Origin of the sequence: Herbiconiux liukaitaii, assembly GCF_041927495.1 — a bacterium.
In the GTDB taxonomy this organism is placed as follows: domain Bacteria; phylum Actinomycetota; class Actinomycetes; order Actinomycetales; family Microbacteriaceae; genus Herbiconiux; species Herbiconiux liukaitaii.
In genome coordinates, this window is record NZ_JBHFHG010000006.1 from 111,096 (window position 1) to 125,924 (window position 14,829).

The 14,829-nt window shown below is 62.2% G+C and carries 12 protein-coding genes; 9 read left to right on the forward strand and 3 right to left on the reverse strand.

Features of this window, described 5'->3' with window-relative positions; genetic code table 11:
• Positions 1-51: 51 nt before the first annotated feature.
• From ACEXQC_RS12945 to ACEXQC_RS12960, 4 genes are read left to right on the forward strand one after another with little or no spacing between them, the layout of a single operon-like run.
• Complete coding sequence (locus ACEXQC_RS12945) at positions 52-1,506, forward strand: class I SAM-dependent DNA methyltransferase (RefSeq protein WP_374822827.1); 1,455 nt, start codon at positions 52-54, stop codon at positions 1,504-1,506.
• Positions 1,503-2,657 (forward strand): restriction endonuclease subunit S, encoded by a 1,155-nt coding sequence (locus ACEXQC_RS12950; RefSeq protein WP_374822830.1) that lies wholly within the window; start codon positions 1,503-1,505, stop codon positions 2,655-2,657. The genes ACEXQC_RS12945 and ACEXQC_RS12950 overlap by 4 nt, the downstream gene beginning before the upstream one ends.
• Position 2,658: 1 nt before the next feature.
• On the forward strand, positions 2,659-3,735 hold the full coding sequence (locus tag ACEXQC_RS12955) for a DUF8606 domain-containing protein (RefSeq protein ID WP_374822832.1): 1,077 nt from the start codon (positions 2,659-2,661) through the stop codon (positions 3,733-3,735).
• Positions 3,736-3,744: 9 nt separating this feature from the next.
• Positions 3,745-7,095, forward strand: a complete 3,351-nt coding sequence (locus ACEXQC_RS12960; RefSeq protein ID WP_374822834.1) for a DEAD/DEAH box helicase family protein — start codon at positions 3,745-3,747, stop codon at positions 7,093-7,095.
• A 376-nt stretch (positions 7,096-7,471) separates the two neighbouring features.
• Here ACEXQC_RS12960 and ACEXQC_RS12965 read toward each other — a convergent pair whose 3' ends face one another.
• Complete coding sequence (locus ACEXQC_RS12965) at positions 7,472-7,618, reverse strand: hypothetical protein (RefSeq protein WP_374822837.1); 147 nt, start codon at positions 7,616-7,618, stop codon at positions 7,472-7,474.
• Positions 7,619-7,698: 80 nt separating this feature from the next.
• Here ACEXQC_RS12965 and ACEXQC_RS12970 point away from each other — a divergent pair, with 80 nt between their 5' ends.
• A complete protein-coding gene (locus ACEXQC_RS12970) occupies positions 7,699-7,893 on the forward strand; it encodes a ribbon-helix-helix protein, CopG family (RefSeq protein ID WP_374822840.1) in 195 nt (64 codons plus the stop codon).
• A 373-nt stretch (positions 7,894-8,266) separates the two neighbouring features.
• Here the strand turns inward: ACEXQC_RS12970 and ACEXQC_RS12975 are convergent, their stop codons facing one another.
• Positions 8,267-10,999, reverse strand: coding sequence for an HD domain-containing protein (locus tag ACEXQC_RS12975; protein WP_374822843.1), 2,733 nt, complete (start codon positions 10,997-10,999; stop codon positions 8,267-8,269).
• A 150-nt stretch (positions 11,000-11,149) separates the two neighbouring features.
• Between ACEXQC_RS12975 and ACEXQC_RS12980 the strand changes: the two genes are divergently transcribed.
• Genes ACEXQC_RS12980 through ACEXQC_RS12990 form a run of 3 tightly spaced genes read left to right on the forward strand, consistent with a single transcriptional unit; the run spans position 11,150 to position 12,469 of the window.
• Entirely contained in the window at positions 11,150-11,485 is a 336-nt protein-coding gene (locus tag ACEXQC_RS12980) for a hypothetical protein (RefSeq protein ID WP_374822846.1), read from the forward strand.
• Positions 11,461-11,898: an MFS transporter gene (locus ACEXQC_RS12985; RefSeq protein ID WP_374822849.1), complete on the forward strand. Its 438-nt coding sequence runs from the start codon at positions 11,461-11,463 to the stop codon at positions 11,896-11,898. Before ACEXQC_RS12980 ends, ACEXQC_RS12985 begins: the two co-directional genes overlap by 25 nt.
• A gap of 22 nt (positions 11,899-11,920) precedes the next feature.
• Positions 11,921-12,469: a hypothetical protein gene (locus ACEXQC_RS12990; RefSeq protein ID WP_374822852.1), complete on the forward strand. Its 549-nt coding sequence runs from the start codon at positions 11,921-11,923 to the stop codon at positions 12,467-12,469.
• Between the two features lie 36 nt (positions 12,470-12,505).
• On the opposite strand, the gene ACEXQC_RS12995 is transcribed toward ACEXQC_RS12990, so the two are convergent.
• Positions 12,506-13,276 carry a cyclase family protein gene (locus tag ACEXQC_RS12995; protein WP_374822855.1) on the reverse strand — a complete coding sequence of 257 codons (771 nt, stop codon included), beginning with the start codon at positions 13,274-13,276 and terminating at the stop codon, positions 12,506-12,508.
• Between the two features lie 1,024 nt (positions 13,277-14,300).
• Here ACEXQC_RS12995 and ACEXQC_RS13000 point away from each other — a divergent pair.
• Entirely contained in the window at positions 14,301-14,594 is a 294-nt protein-coding gene (locus ACEXQC_RS13000) for a hypothetical protein (protein ID WP_374822858.1), read from the forward strand.
• Positions 14,595-14,829 lie beyond the last annotated feature (235 nt).

The window sequence follows — 14,829 nt, forward strand, 5'->3', positions numbered from 1 at the left end:
TCAGATGGAGACACGTACCGCGCCTTCGGCAACGAGAACTAGGCTGGGCGGGTGATCACCGGGGAGCTCAAGAGCAAGATCGACCGCATCTGGGACGCCTTCTGGTCGGGTGGCATCAGCAATCCGCTCGAGGTCATCGAGCAGATCACCTACCTGCTCTTCCTGCGCCGGCTGGACGACCTTCAGATCCTCGCGGAGAAGCGGGCGCGTGTGACGGGTGCGGATGGCGAGAAACAGGTCTTCTTGCCCGGTCAGGCGCACCTACGCTGGAGCGAATTCAAGAACGAGTCGCCCGAGGTCATGCACCGCACCGTCGGCGACGAGGTGTTCCCGTTCCTGCGTTCCCTGGGCGATGGCACGACGTACAGCGAGCACATGAAGGATGCGCGCTTCACGATCCCGACGCCGGCGCTGTTGTCGAAGGTCGTTGACATGCTCGACGGCATCCCGATGGCCGACCGTGACACCAACGGCGATCTCTACGAGTACCTGCTGTCGAAGATTGCTTCGGCCGGCGTGAATGGACAGTTCCGTACGCCCCGCCACATCATCGAGCTGATGGTTGCGATGACGGCGCCGAAGCCCGGCGACGAAATCTGCGATCCGGCCAGCGGCACCGCGGGCTTCCTCGTGGCCGCCAGCGAGTACGTTCGGGCGAATCACTCGGATTCCCTCATTGACGAGGTGCAGCGCACGCAGTTTCACCACTCGATGTTCCACGGGTACGACTTCGATTCGACGATGCTGCGAATTGGCAGCATGAACATGCTGCTGCACGGCGTCGAGTCACCCGACATTCGCTACCGCGACTCACTGTCGGAGGGAGCATCCGGCGACGCTGAGAAGTACACGCTGATCCTTGCCAACCCGCCCTTCGCCGGATCACTAGATTTCGAGGCGACGGCGAAAGACCTTCAGCGCACGGTCAAAACGAAGAAAACCGAGCTGCTCTTCCTCGCTCTGTTCCTAAAGCTGTTGAAGCCCGGAGGCCGCGCGGCGGTCATCGTGCCCGATGGCGTGCTATTCGGGTCGAGCGCAGCGCACAAGAATCTGCGCACCATGCTCGTCGAAGACCAAAAGCTAGACGCTGTCGTCAAACTTCCCTCGGGAGTCTTCCGTCCTTACGCCGGGGTTTCAACGGCAATCCTCTTCTTCACGAAGACGAACGACGGTGGCACCGACGACGTGTGGTTCTACGACGTACGAGCCGACGGCTTCTCGCTCGACGACAAGCGCAATCCGGTCGAGGCGACCGACCTGCCCGATGTCCTCGCACGCTGGCAGAACCGCTCCGCCGAGTTGGACCGCGCGCGGACGGATCAGTCGTTCTGCGTGCCGAAGGCCGACATCGTCGCACAGGGCTACGATCTTTCGCTCAATCGCTACAAGGAGGTCATACACGACGAGGTCGAGCATCGTGCGCCTCTCGACATCATCGCCGACATCGAAAAGCTCGACGCTGAGATCGCCAACGACCTAAACGAGCTCAGAGCATTGCTCACATGAATAACGCCAGACTTGGGGATCTCATTCGCCCCGCAGGAAGGCGAGCGGGCTCGCAATCTGGGTTGTCCGTCTATTCCGTGACAAAGCACTCGGGGTTTGTCCCAAGCCTGGAATACTTCAAGAAGCAGGTTTTCAGCCGGGACGTCGAGAGTTACAAGCTTGTCGAGCCTGGCGATTTCGCGTATGCGACGATTCACCTTGACGAGGGCTCCATAGGCATCGCGCCAAGACGGGGGCTGATAAGTCCCATGTACACAGTTTTTCGGGCGGATGACTCGCTAATCGAGCCTGCATACTTGATCCGCTTCCTGAAGAGTCCCCGAGCGCTAACTTACTATTCCCAGCTCGGCAATGGCGGAGTCCACCGGCGGAAGGCGATCTCGCTCGAGGCATTGGGCAGCGTGTCGATTCCCTTGCCGCCGCGCGCCGAGCAGCGACGGATCGCCGCGATCATGGATCGTGCCGACATGCTGCGCGTCAAGCGGCGTCAGGTGCTTGCGCATCTAGACATCCTGAGTCAGTCGATATTCCTCGATCTATTCGGCGACCCAACGACGTGGTCAGAACACTGGCCCATGGGAACCATTGGTGACTTCGCAGCCGATGTCAGCTACGGCACTTCTGCGAGGTCCGGCTTTACCGGCAAGTGGCCAATTCTTCGGATGGGAAACATCACCGACCATGGCAGGGTCGACACGACCGACCTCAAGTACGCGAACCTAACCCCTGAAGAAATTCCGAAATACACGGTTCGGGCAGGCGACCTTCTTTTCAACCGCACGAACAGTGCCGAGAAGGTTGGCAAGGCGGCCGTGGTGCGTACACACGCGCCGTTCGGATACGCCGGATACCTTATACGCGTTCGCTTCCATGACTCGTCCACCGCCGAGTTTGTGTCTGCCTACCTAGCGAGCGAGCACGGGCGCCGTACTAGGCGGCGCCTCGCAAAGACGGCCGTGAATCAGGCGAATATCAACGCCTCGGAACTGCGACGAATCAGGATTGCTCACCCTCCTGCCGACCTAGTCAGGCAGTTCGAATCGCGCGTGATGGCGATCGAACTGCAATGGGATCGGGCTCATCAAGCACTCGCCGCCTCGAACGCTCTGTTCGAATCAATTCAAGCGCGAGCATTTCGAGGAAAGAGCTGACATGCCGGTCGAGATGAGGATGTGGCGGATCGATGGGGATCAACCGCGACCGCTGGCCGCTGCGGCGATGCCGACGGAGAAGGAATTGCACGACTTCCTGCGGCACGATCCTTCGCTACTCGGCATCCCACTTCTTGTGATCGGCAGCGAGGTTCTCACGCCTCACGGGAAACGACTCGATCTGCTCGCCATTGACAGTGACGGTAATCTGCACATCCTCGAGCTTAAGCGTGACAAGACGCCGCGCGAGGTTGTCGCACAAGTGCTCGACTACGGCTCGTGGGTGTCGACGCTGTTGCGCGACGACGTGATCGACATCGCGGAACGGTATCTCGCCCAGCCGTTCGAGGTCGAATTCGAGAATGTCTTCGGCACCGCGCCGCCCGACGAGCTCAACGGTGAGCTCCACCTGACTGTCGTCGCCTCCGCCCTCGACGCCAGCTCCGAGCGAATCGTCACGTATCTGCGTGGCTTCGGCGTGCCGATTAACGCCGTCTTCTTCTCCTACCTGCAGGATGAGGACCGCCGATATCTGGCTCGGTCGTCGCTCGCCTCGTCCGACGAATCGTCCCCGTCGAAGCCGTCTTCCACCAAGGGCAAACGTGCCGCATGGAACGGGGTCGATTGGTACGTCTCGTTCGGAGGCGACCGCCCGTGGGCAGACGCCATGTCCTTCGGATTTGTGTCCGCGGGCGGCGGCAAGTTCTATACGCAGACCCTTCGAGGCCTCCCTCTGGGTGCCCGCATCTGGGTCAACATTCCCGGCACCGGCTACGTCGGTGTGGGTCGCATCCTCGCCCCGGCAGCGCGATTCGAAGAGGCCCAGGTCAAGGTCGCTGACGGATGGGAGCGGCTCTCCGCGCAGGCGTTCGCCGGGAGCTACCCGCATCAGAACGATCCGTCCGACGACGACGCCGAGTGGGCGGTGCCTGTGGAATGGCTCGTGATCGTGCCCGCGACGGAGGCCTATTGGGAGAAGGGCCTGTTCGCCAATCAGAACAGCGCCTGCAAGCTCCGTCAGGAGTTCACCCTGGAACGTTTGACGAAACACTTCGGGATCGACGACGATCGAGGCTGAGGGGGAGACATGGGGAACTTCGACTTCGTGCGGCAGACGCTGCCAAACCTGCACGACGGCTGCGCAAGGGCGGAGTCGTATCTTTCATCCGACCCGCGCACGGCGTGCTTCTACAGCCGCCGCGTGGTCGAGAACCTGGTCCTCCACCTTTATGACCTGCTCAACCTTCGTGCTCCCTATCGCGATGATCTCGCTGCGCGCATCGGCGATCCAGGATTCGGTGCGCGCGTGCCCGTCGGGATCATCCAGAAGCTGAACATCATCCGGCGGGTGGCGAACACGGCCGTGCACGACCCGCGTCAGGTCGGCGCCGACGTGTCGCGCCAGCTCGTACGTGAGCTCTTTGCCGTCATCGTCTGGGCGTCATACCACCACTCACCGCATCCCGACGTCGTTCCGTTGCAGGCGCAGTTCGACCCGGCCCTGGCTGCCAAGGCCGCCCCGCTCTCGCGGGACGAGGTCGCGCGCCTGGCTCAGAAGTTCGCCGAGCAGGATGCCGCACACGCGCGTGCGCTGGCCGACCGCGACGAGCGCCTCGCCGCCCACGAGAGCGAGATCGCGCGCCTGCGTGCACAGATCGCTGCGGCGCAGGCCGACGCCGCGCCGGACACCCGCGACTACGACGAGGCCGATGCCCGTGACCTTTTCATCGACGTCCTGCTGCGTGAAGCCGGCTGGAGGCTCGATGAGGCACGGGATCGCGAGTACGAAGTCACTGGCATGCCGAGTGCCGACGGGCGCGGTTATGTCGACTACGTGCTCTGGGGTGCCGACGGGCTGCCTCTCGCGGTGGTCGAAGCCAAGCGGACCTCTCACTCGCCGGAGGTCGGCCAGCAGCAGGCGAAGCTCTATGCCGACTGCCTCGAGGCGCAATTCGGTCGCCGTCCGGTGATCTTCTACACGAACGGCTACGAGCACCGCATCTGGGACGACGCCGGGGGATACCCGCCGCGAGAGATCGACGGCTTCTTCACACGCGACGAGCTCGAGCTGCTTCTCCAGCGTCGCCGAACTCAGCTGCCGCTGTCTACTGCCCCCGTCGACACCCAGATCGCGGGGCGCCCGTATCAGGTGCGCGCTGTCAAGGCCGTGGCCGACGCGTTCGACCGCCGCCAGCGCCAGGCCCTCCTCGTCATGGCCACCGGCTCGGGCAAGACCCGCACCGTCATCGCGCTCGTCGACCTGCTGCAGCGGGCGAGTTGGGCCAAGCGCGTGTTGTTCCTTGCCGACCGCACAGCGCTGGTCACCCAGGCCGCGAACGCGTTCAAAGCCCACCTGCCCGGGTCTACGACAGTCAATCTCGTGACCGAGAAGGCGGTGGAAGGCCGGATCTACGTCTCGACATACCCAACGATGATGAACCTCATCGACGAGGTCGACAATGGTCTTCGCCGGTTCGGGCCGGGGTACTTCGATCTGATCGTGATCGATGAGGCGCACCGGTCGGTCTATGCGAAGTACGGTGCGATCTTCGACTACTTCGACGCATTGCTGGTCGGACTCACGGCGACGCCGAAGGATGAGGTCGACCACAACACCTACCGTCTGTTCCACCTCGAAGACGGCGTGCCGACCGACAGCTACAGCCTCGACGAGGCCGTGGGGGCAGGCTACCTGGTGCCACCGAAGGGTGTCAGCGTCGGGCTGCAGTTCGTGCGCGCTGGCATCCGCTATGACGACCTGACCGAGGACGAAAAGGATCAGTGGGACGCCCTCGACTGGGGTGAGGGCGGTCCGCCCGATGAAGTCGGCGCCGAGGAGATCAACCGCTTCCTATTCAACGAGGACACCGTCGACAAGGTGCTCAAGACCCTCATGGTGCGAGGCTACAAAGTGGCCGGCGCCGACCGGCTCGGCAAGACCATCGTCTTCGCGAAGAACCAGAAGCATGCCGAGTTCATCCAGAAGCGCTTCGACTACGCCTACCCCGAGCTGGCGGGCAGCTTCGCCCGCGTGATCACCCACGCGTCTCCGTATGCGCAGTCGCTCATCGACGACTTCTCCACTCCTGGCAAGGCGCCGCACATCGCCATCAGCGTCGACATGCTCGACACCGGAATCGATGTGCCCGACGTCGTGAACCTCGTGTTCTTCAAGATGGTGCGCTCTAAGTCGAAGTTCTGGCAGATGATCGGGCGCGGCACGCGCCTGCGTCCGGACCTGTTCGGCCCGGGCGAGGACAAGTCTGACTTCTTGGTGTTCGACTTCTGTGGCAACCTCGAATACTTCAGCCAGGATCTTCCGGGGTCGCAGGGCGAGACGCAGAAGTCCCTGTCGCAGTGCCTGTTCGAGGCGCGTATCGGCCTTGTCGTCGGCCTCGACGACCGCGAGCCGGAATTGCGCGATTCGACGGAGGATCTGCTGCGAGACATCGTCGCGGGCATGACGCTCGACAACTTCGTCGTGCGTCCGCATCGACGCGCTGTCGAGCAGTTCAGCGAGCCGGTGGCTTGGAATGACCTCACCCCCACGAAGGTTGACGCGCTGATGCAGGTGGCCGGCCTTCCGTCGTCGCTGCGAGACGAGGATGAAGACGCCAAACGGTTCGATCTGCTCATCCTGCGCCGGCAACTCGCGCAGCTCGACGGGGATATTGCGCTCGGCGAACGGGTACGCGAAGCGGTCCAGCAGATCGCCGCTGCACTGCTCGGCAAGACGGCGATCCCTTCGGTCGCGGCGCAGGCGGTGCTACTCGAATCGGTCGCGAGCGATGAGTGGTGGGCTGATGTCACCCTGCCGATGCTCGAACTCGTCCGCATCCGCATGCGCGGTCTCGCCCGCTTCATCGAGCACAAGCGTCGCAACCCCATCTATACGGATTTCGAGGACTCGCTCTCCTCCATCACCGAGATCGCGTTGCCCGGCGTCACTCCCGGAACGAACTACGAACGCTTTCAGTCGAAGGCGGAGGCCTACCTGCGCCAGCATCTCGACAACCTCGCGCTTCAGCGACTTCGACGGAGCAAACAGCTCACTACGTCCGATGTCACCGAGCTCGAAAGCATGCTCGTCGCTTCCGGCGCAGGACCCGTCGACATTGCGTTTGCGACAAAGCAGATCGGCGGACTCGGGGTGTTCGTCCGCAGGCTGGTGGGCTTGGAGCGGGCGGCAGCGACTGAAGCATTCGAGGCGTACCTCGACGGCACCCGGTTTTCTGCCGACCAGATCCGCTTCGTCACCCTGGTCGTCGACGAGCTGACGAAGAACGGCGTGATGGAGCCGGGGCGTCTCTTCGAGTCGCCATACACCGATCATGCTCCGACCGGGCCCGACTTCTATTTCGGCGACTCGGACGTTGACATCATCGTCGAGTCGATCCGTGCCTTCACGAGAACTGCTGTGCCGGATGAGGCCGCTTAGCGCGCATCGCTCAGCTGAGCTAGCCGCGGGCCGCACCCGCTCGTTCACGGTGATCGTAGGCGCTCAAGCCGCCGACAATCAGATCCGCTGCGTGAGTGGTTGTTCCCACGAGGAAGCCGAGCACCCACAGGACTTGGAGCACTCTGAGCGCTCGTGCTGATGCGGCGGGAGCGATCATGCGCTCATGCTATTGAGCCAGCTGGTGCCGTCGAATCCTTCGCCTAGTCCACGAAAGCGTCGAACGTCTCCTTGAACCAGAGGTTGTTGGCGCAGTCTTCGGAGCAGGCGCGGTGGCCGTAGACCATCTCGCTGCGGGGCACCCGGAGGCCGCATTGCCGGCAGCGACGGAGTCGGCCGCCGAACCGCTCGTGCACGTTCACAGTGGCACCGCCCCGACGTACTCGCACAGGGCCGCGCAGACCACTGCATTGATGTCCTCGCCTCGTGCCGCGGCAATAAGACGAGCCGTCCGTTCGAGCTGGTCGGGAACCCCGACGATCAGCTCCGTTCTGCTGGCTGTCATACTGCGATTCTAGAGGGTGTGGCCACACCAAACAAGCATGAAATGATGATTGCTCGTTCGGCTTCTGAGAGACTGATGTCGTGCCGAATCAGCCCAAGACGCCCAAGCGAGGGTTTCGCATTCCAACTGACCTCTACGAAGCCGCCCAGGCAAAGGCCGCAGATGAAGGGCGAACAGTCAGTGACGTCGTGCGTGACGCGCTTACTCGCTACGTGGATGATGCGACTGACTCGACGCATGGACTGAGGAGTCGTGACTTCACGAGTTCCGCCTGATCGGAGGTGCAGCTGCGTCGCCGAACCCACCACCCGGGCCGCTCGGTGAGGTGAATTTGACCAGCCGCAACTCCAGGCGGGTCGAGTGGTCTGACTGAAAGATGTCCGGTGATCAGGGCGTTTTCACCAGATTGGATACGCAGCAAGAGTGCCTTTCTGGATCACTGACGCGCGGAGAGTACGCGTTTTGGGGGTCAGCCGTTATGACAAGTGAGCGCCCCCTAATTTATGACGCTCACCGGAGCCTGTTGTGCCTGCAATAGCTGCGTCTTCTCGGCAGCTTCCCATGGGCGTAGTGCATTGCATGTTCTCGACAGAACCTCCGGCCTGCCGAGACTGGCCACCTCTATGTTCAAGTAACGACTTCACGGCACTATGGCCGCTTGCGCACCACTTCAATCGCGTCTACGCGAGCAGATTGATCAGAGGAGGTGGGAAGCTCAAGTCGAGTATCTTCCTTATGCGACAACCGATGTTCAGAAGTTGCGTCCGCGACTTCGTCGGTGGTCATTCCCCACGACGTGACAATTCCGTCCAGTAATGCTGCCGGGAAGCCCAGGGCAGCGCGAGTGTGCCACCAGTACCTCGCATTGAACGTCCCGGATTCGAGATCCCCGTATGGCTTGAATCGGTCATCCCGAGGGTACTCGTGTACCTCTTCGGGAAAGATCCAATCGGTCACGATGTGGCCATATATCGCGTTCTCGGGAAGTCTCACCTCATGCCCATGCTCGCGATCAAGCAGTTTAAGGCCGGTGTCCGAAACATACGAATCCAGTTCGTAGGAGGGCACGATCACAACGCGATCTATAGATTCGAGCCACTGTCCCAATGTCCGGGGCGTCAGATGGCCCTCCGCGACGTACGCGACGGGATGGTCCTCGAGTGTCGCACCGAGCCCTCGGGCTAGGCTCAACGCCTGCTGCGCGCGGGTTCCGTGTGCGTTGCCCGCTGGCTGGAATTGCGCCTGCTCTGATGCCCATCGTCGCAGCTCGTCTTGGCTCGCTGATGGAAAACCCCGTAAACGATCGGCGCGAAGTGGTTCACCAACAAAGACCCCGAGTACCCCGAATATGTGGCCCGCCTCAAGCCCTCCGATGTAAACACGCGCGTAGTGACTAGTCCACCATGGGACTCGTTCGAGGTCATCTGAAAATGACAAACTAGCCCGACCCACGATGTCACCGTTGCCGTCAGAGAGATCTCTTGCGTTCTGCGCGAATACGGTGGACAGGTACGCCCAACCTATCGATGAGTTGCTAGCAGGTCGGAGTTCGTGGGCGTATGCCGTCTCGAACAAGCTTTGCGGAGAAGAGACTTTCCAGTCGCCGCCTCTCACCACCGATGTGAAATCGGTGTCACCGGGGCCTCGAAATTCGACACTGAACTCAAGAAGCGCGCACATCGACTTCAGCACCGTCACGAACATCTCTGAAATGGAACCATCGACCTCTTCAGCTTGTAGCAGGCCGTTGCGTGACAACGGTTGCTCTTTCAATCGGAGGCGGACCACCGTGCCTCCGACGTGAATCTCCTCTCGTTCATGTGCAGCACGTAAGAGAGGTCGACGCGATAGGCCCGCGGGGAAGATTAATACGCTCGTCTCACGTGATGCTCCGCGGTACTTCAGGGTTCGAACTTCCACAAGATCTGCGACCATGAAGGCTGAATAGAAACCGACTCCGAAGCGCCCAATGGACTGGTAGCCCTTTGAGACTAACCCGGGATAGTCGTCAAGGACATCTTCGGATGTCCACCCGGAGCGGCCAAAGTCAGTGAGCGAAGAGAGTATTCGGTCCGCGCTCATCCCGATTCCGTGATCTTCTACGGTCAGCCACCATCTCCCGTCCTTCTGTTCATCTACCGAAACGTAGATAGTTGCGTCAGATGTCACGCTGTACTGAGCAATTCGCGCTCGCAGAGCATCTGCTGCATTGGCAATCAACTCGCGGATTGGGACGCGAGGCTGATCGCCGTACAAGTTCTTGCCTCCGAGAGAAGCTGCCAGGTCCTCGACAGACGATACTTTCAGTCCGGCGTCAACTGGTGTCCAGCCGTCGACCCCAACGTATGAGCGAAATCGTTCGGGCGAGTCAGCACCTGCGACAGATTGAGCGGCGAACCTTGGACGATTGAGGTCCTGACAAAGCGCATCCACGCGCTGGAGTTCAGTGCTGATCATCCTTGACGTTTCATACGCCAACCACCACTGTTGCGCATGTTCCGCGTCGAAGTCGACGTTTGCTGTGTAAACCACGCGACCCTGTTCAAGGCGCGGTTGATTAAGCCGCTCCTGGAAGTACCAGTGGTCCGCGGAATCTCCATCGACGGGTCGCACTGCGCTCAGATAGGTGGGAGCCCTATCCCCGTCAACGTGACACGCATCGGCGAGCCTTAAGGCACATGCGATCTTCAGAGGGTCAACCTCCCATGCCACCGGATACCCGCTGGGAGAACCCTTTACCTGGCTGAGTTCAGAGGCGAGGTCGTCCACATCGATCCAATGGCTGTGTGCGATCTTCCCGATGAGCGATCCCCAGGCGTGGCGAAGGTCGGTCTTTTCGATCAAGTACAACGAGTCACTGTGTGTCGTCTTGAAGCTGCGCGCGACAAGGCGCTCTGCCTGCTTCGCGTGACGCCGACGGAGAACGGTGACGATGGCGCGTGTCTCGAGTTCGGTCAGTTCGTCCTTCGTGGGAGGTAAACCGGCCCGCGTAGTGTGTCGGTTGACAGCTTGAGCCACAAGGTCTTTGAATAGCGGATCCTCGCGGAGCTCTACTTCACCGTGCTCGTACGCAGAAAGACCCATACCGAGATCATGGATGAGGAAAGAGGCGCCGAGAACATAAGCTTCAGCCGGATTCAGGTCAAAGCTCGAAGGCATGAGGAGAGATCCCATTTGCCACAAAGCATCGCAGTGGTCGATTGAGTGAACTGTAAAGCTGGGCATCGATTGCGAGATTTCGTTGGCCAACGGCTCTACGGCTTCGCGCATCTGAAGATATGACGCTCGTAACTTCTCTCGTGCTTCGCGATCAGGGTCGTCCCCAGTCTGCTCACCGAGGGTGCGTTGCCAAAGAGATGTTGTGGTGAAATCGAATGTCATTTCCTGGTCCCCCCAGTTTGCGTGGAAATCGCGCCGTCTCAGGATTGCACATTCGCGTGATCCGCTCCCCGTTAAGCGGTGAGGCACCGGTGTCATGATCTGAACACTCGCGGAGGCTAGGTCCTTCGTTTGTGAAAGCTAACCGCCGGGGTGGCCGGCCTCGCATCGCTGTGGTGGGCGCGCGGATTCAAGCGCGGCGCATCCGGGTCCCGCACCGCCTCATTTGCCGCCGCGTCATCCGGCGCCGCCGCCGTCTCCTTCTCGCCGAAGCCAGGGAGCTCAGACCAGGCTTCGACGATGAAGGCGTTGTTTCGCGACCATTGGCGCCCGCTCGTGTGGGTGATCCTGCTGACCGCCGGCGGAAGCGCCGCGTTCTACACCGCGACGGTGACCGTTCCCTTCCTCGCGAGACGTTCCGCGGAGCAGACGGCACGTCGGGCGAGCTCGCCGCGACCGGACTCGTGCTCGCCGCACTTGTTGCGCTGATGCTGATGCAGCCGCTCGGCGGAGCAATGAGCGACCGGATCGGCCGCAAGCCCCTGCTCATCGCCTTCGGGGCACTGGGCTTCGTGGGCGCCGGTGTGCTGGTGACCGTGGCCGCTCAGGTGACGTCGCCACCGGCGGTGCTGGGCATCCTCGTTCTCGCGTTCGCGGTTCTGACGTGCTACCTGTCGGTGAATGGCATCGCCAAGACGGAGGTGTTCCCCGCCCACATCCGGGCGCTCGGCGTCGGCTTCGGCTATGCCGTCGCGAACTCGCTGTTCGGGGGCACGGCTCCGCTGATCTATCACGCGCCGGCTGGTGAACGACTGGTCGTGGCTCTACACCGTGCCTTAGTCAAGCTGAGTTGGCCCACGGGGTGTCGCTCTGATCTGGCCCAGTTCGCAGGTGGGGAGTAGCACTGCGACATAGGTTTGGTTGGTGAGTGATGAGCTGTCCGATGCGCCCGAATCTCTGGCCGGCGGACGTCGGCTTGAGTTGGTTGAGCTTGAAGTTGGAGGAATGTCTCGCCGTCAGTTGCTCGCGGCCTTGCAGTCCCGTGGCGTGTTGCTGAATGCTCACGCTGAGACGCTCCTCGCTCACCCGGTCTTTGACCAGCGAAGCGGAGAGCCGATCCGCGTGGTTGAGCGGATGGTTGCGGACCTCGGATTCGCAGGCGGCGCGACATTGCCGGAGATCTTCTCCGCTTCGGTGGATCAGGGACTCTCGCTGTGCCCGCCGGATACCGGCCCGTATCTGCGGTTGACGTGGGCGGCGCAGGCACACTCGTCCAACTCGGTGTTGTCCGCGGGGCAATCCCCGGAGGGTGCGCTGGTGGTTGCCTCAGTGCCACTGAGCGACGACGACGAATATCCGAAGGGCTGCTACTTGCGGGTTGTCGAGGGCCAGCAGTGGCTGCGCGGCTATCGATGCGACGACTTGTACGTTCACTCGCCCGCAGACCGGTTCGCGTTCCGGCAGGCCTCCTAGGCGGCTCTGCTCGCAATGAAGCTCCGGGCCGCAGCGTCAGTCGTCCAGAATCGCGACCGCCCGGGTCCAGCCTCCGGAGGCCCCCTTCACCTTCGCGGGGAAGCAGGCGATGGTGAAGCCGAACGCCGGCAGGGAATCGAGAGCCGTGAGCTTCTCGATCTGGCAGTACGCCGCATCCATCCCCGCTTTGTGCGCCTCCCAGATGATGCTCGCGTCACCCGACTCGGCGAATCGGCGGGCGGTCGCCGAGAACGGCGCGTCCCAGCTCCAGCCGTCGGTGCCGACCACCCGCACCCCCGCGGCGATGAGGTGCTCGGTCGCGGCGCGCCCGAACCCGCATCCGGCGTCGACGTAGTCGGCGGACCCCAGCCGCGAACCCGCCGAGGTGTTGGCCACGACGATGTCGTAGGGCTGGAGCACGTGACCGATGCGCGAGAGTTCGGCATCGATGTCGGCGGGCTGCACCACGTAGCCGTCGGGAAGGTGCCGGAGATCGAGCTTGACACCCGGGCGGAAGAACCAGTGCAGCGGCACCTCGTCGATGCCCCAGGCGCGTTCTCCGCCATTCATCGTGGGGTGGTAGTGCCACGGGGAGTCGACGTGGGTGCCGTTGTGGGTCGACAGCGTGACCTTCTCGACCGCCCACCCGGTGCCACCGCGCAGATCGCCGATGGCGAGCCCGGGAAACAGAGACTCGAGCTGCTCCTCCGATTCGGCATGCGAGGTGTAGTCGATCGATGGCCGCATGAAGGGCGGATCGGCGATCGTGTCGTTGTCGAGCGTGATCGACAGGTCGATGATCCTCATCGGTGAGTCCCCTCCGTTGTTGTCCACGGGTCGGTCGGCCGAAGCTGTTCGAGCCCCCTCGAACGAGACCGCCGATTCGTCTGCCAGTCTGGCACTGAGGGGCTGTGTCCGGCGGTACTCAGCGAAGGCGGAGGCCGTGGAGGAGGAGGCGCACCATCGGGTTCGGCGAGCCGCCGGGGGAGGGGGCGCGGTGACTGAGATCGCTGACAGCCGCGTCGAGGAGCGATGTGAGGGCCGGCCCCAGTGTGCTGGTGAGGAGCGCAGGAAGAGAGTCGCTCCGGGCCGCCAAGCGCTTCCACGAACGCGAATCACCCACGGGAATTAGGTGTCAATTACTCAATACAGACCTGAGCTGACAGCCATACCCTCGCAGTGAGGAAGAGCCGTCGAGCAAAGGAGCGCGATGAACAGGCTGGAACACCATCACTTACGGCGGTTCGCGGCGCTGAGTTGCGCTCTCGCGCTGGTCGTCGGCATTCAGATCGTTGGGAGCACAACGGCGACCGCTACCGGGACGAGCTACAAGAACTGCGCCCAGGGCCTCAGTGTCGTCGGCAAGAGTTCCCAAACGATAGGCGGGCAGACCGCCGCTCCCACGAACTCGAACCCGAAGCTCGGTTGCGGGACGGCAAAGGTTCGGGTCAGGTACCAGGCATACCCGGGAAGCCCGGCCTACCTGTCCGAATGGCAATCGGCAGCAGGAATCGTGACTCGCCACCCCGGCGGAACTGTCCTCGGAGCTCTCCATGACTGTGGATACAAGGCCTTCATCTACTCCGGCGGCTGGCCGTTCACTACCTAAGAGGGAGAAGAACAGATGCGAATCACTAATCGACTGATCGGCGCATTGTGCGCACTTGGTATCGTCTCCGCCGGGCTATCCGGATGCGCGAACTCCATCGCGGTCGCAGGAGAGGCGTCAGCTCCGGTGTTCCCCCAATCCTCAGAACAGACAGAGGCGCTGGCTGATGGAGTTGTCGATCGCGCCGAGTACCGAGCAGGCTTCGCCCGATATCAAGCGTGCATGGCTGAAAGCGGCTACACGGTCGAGGTGCTGAATGGTGACGGCACGATCATCGAAACTCGCGTTCTCGCGGAGGCGAGTGACGATGGAACCGACGCTCGGTGCTACCAGACAGAGTTTCAAGGAGTGGACGAATCGTGGCAGATCGCCCACCAGGACGAACGCGCTGATGGGGCACTTCTTGACGCCTGTCTCCGAGAGAACGGCCTGACCGTTCCGGAGACGCGTCAGGAGAAGGTCACAGCGCTTCTAGAGGCTGGCGTCGACCTCGGGTCGTGCCTCAGCGACGACTGAGGTCGCGGGTGGTTCGCGGCGCTGAAGAGAGCGCCGATGTCAGTGCCTACTCCGTCGCGAACGCGAGCTGATCGACTCTAGGGAGTCGCATGCCCGCACCGGCCGCGGAGGTAAACAAGAGGCTAGTTGCCGATTTTCCCGGGCTTGTCGTGATCGGCGGAAATGGACGCCTTCGCGGAGGGGCCGCACCATGGGGTTCGGTGAGACCTCGGGCGGTAGTGGAAGCAGTCGCGGA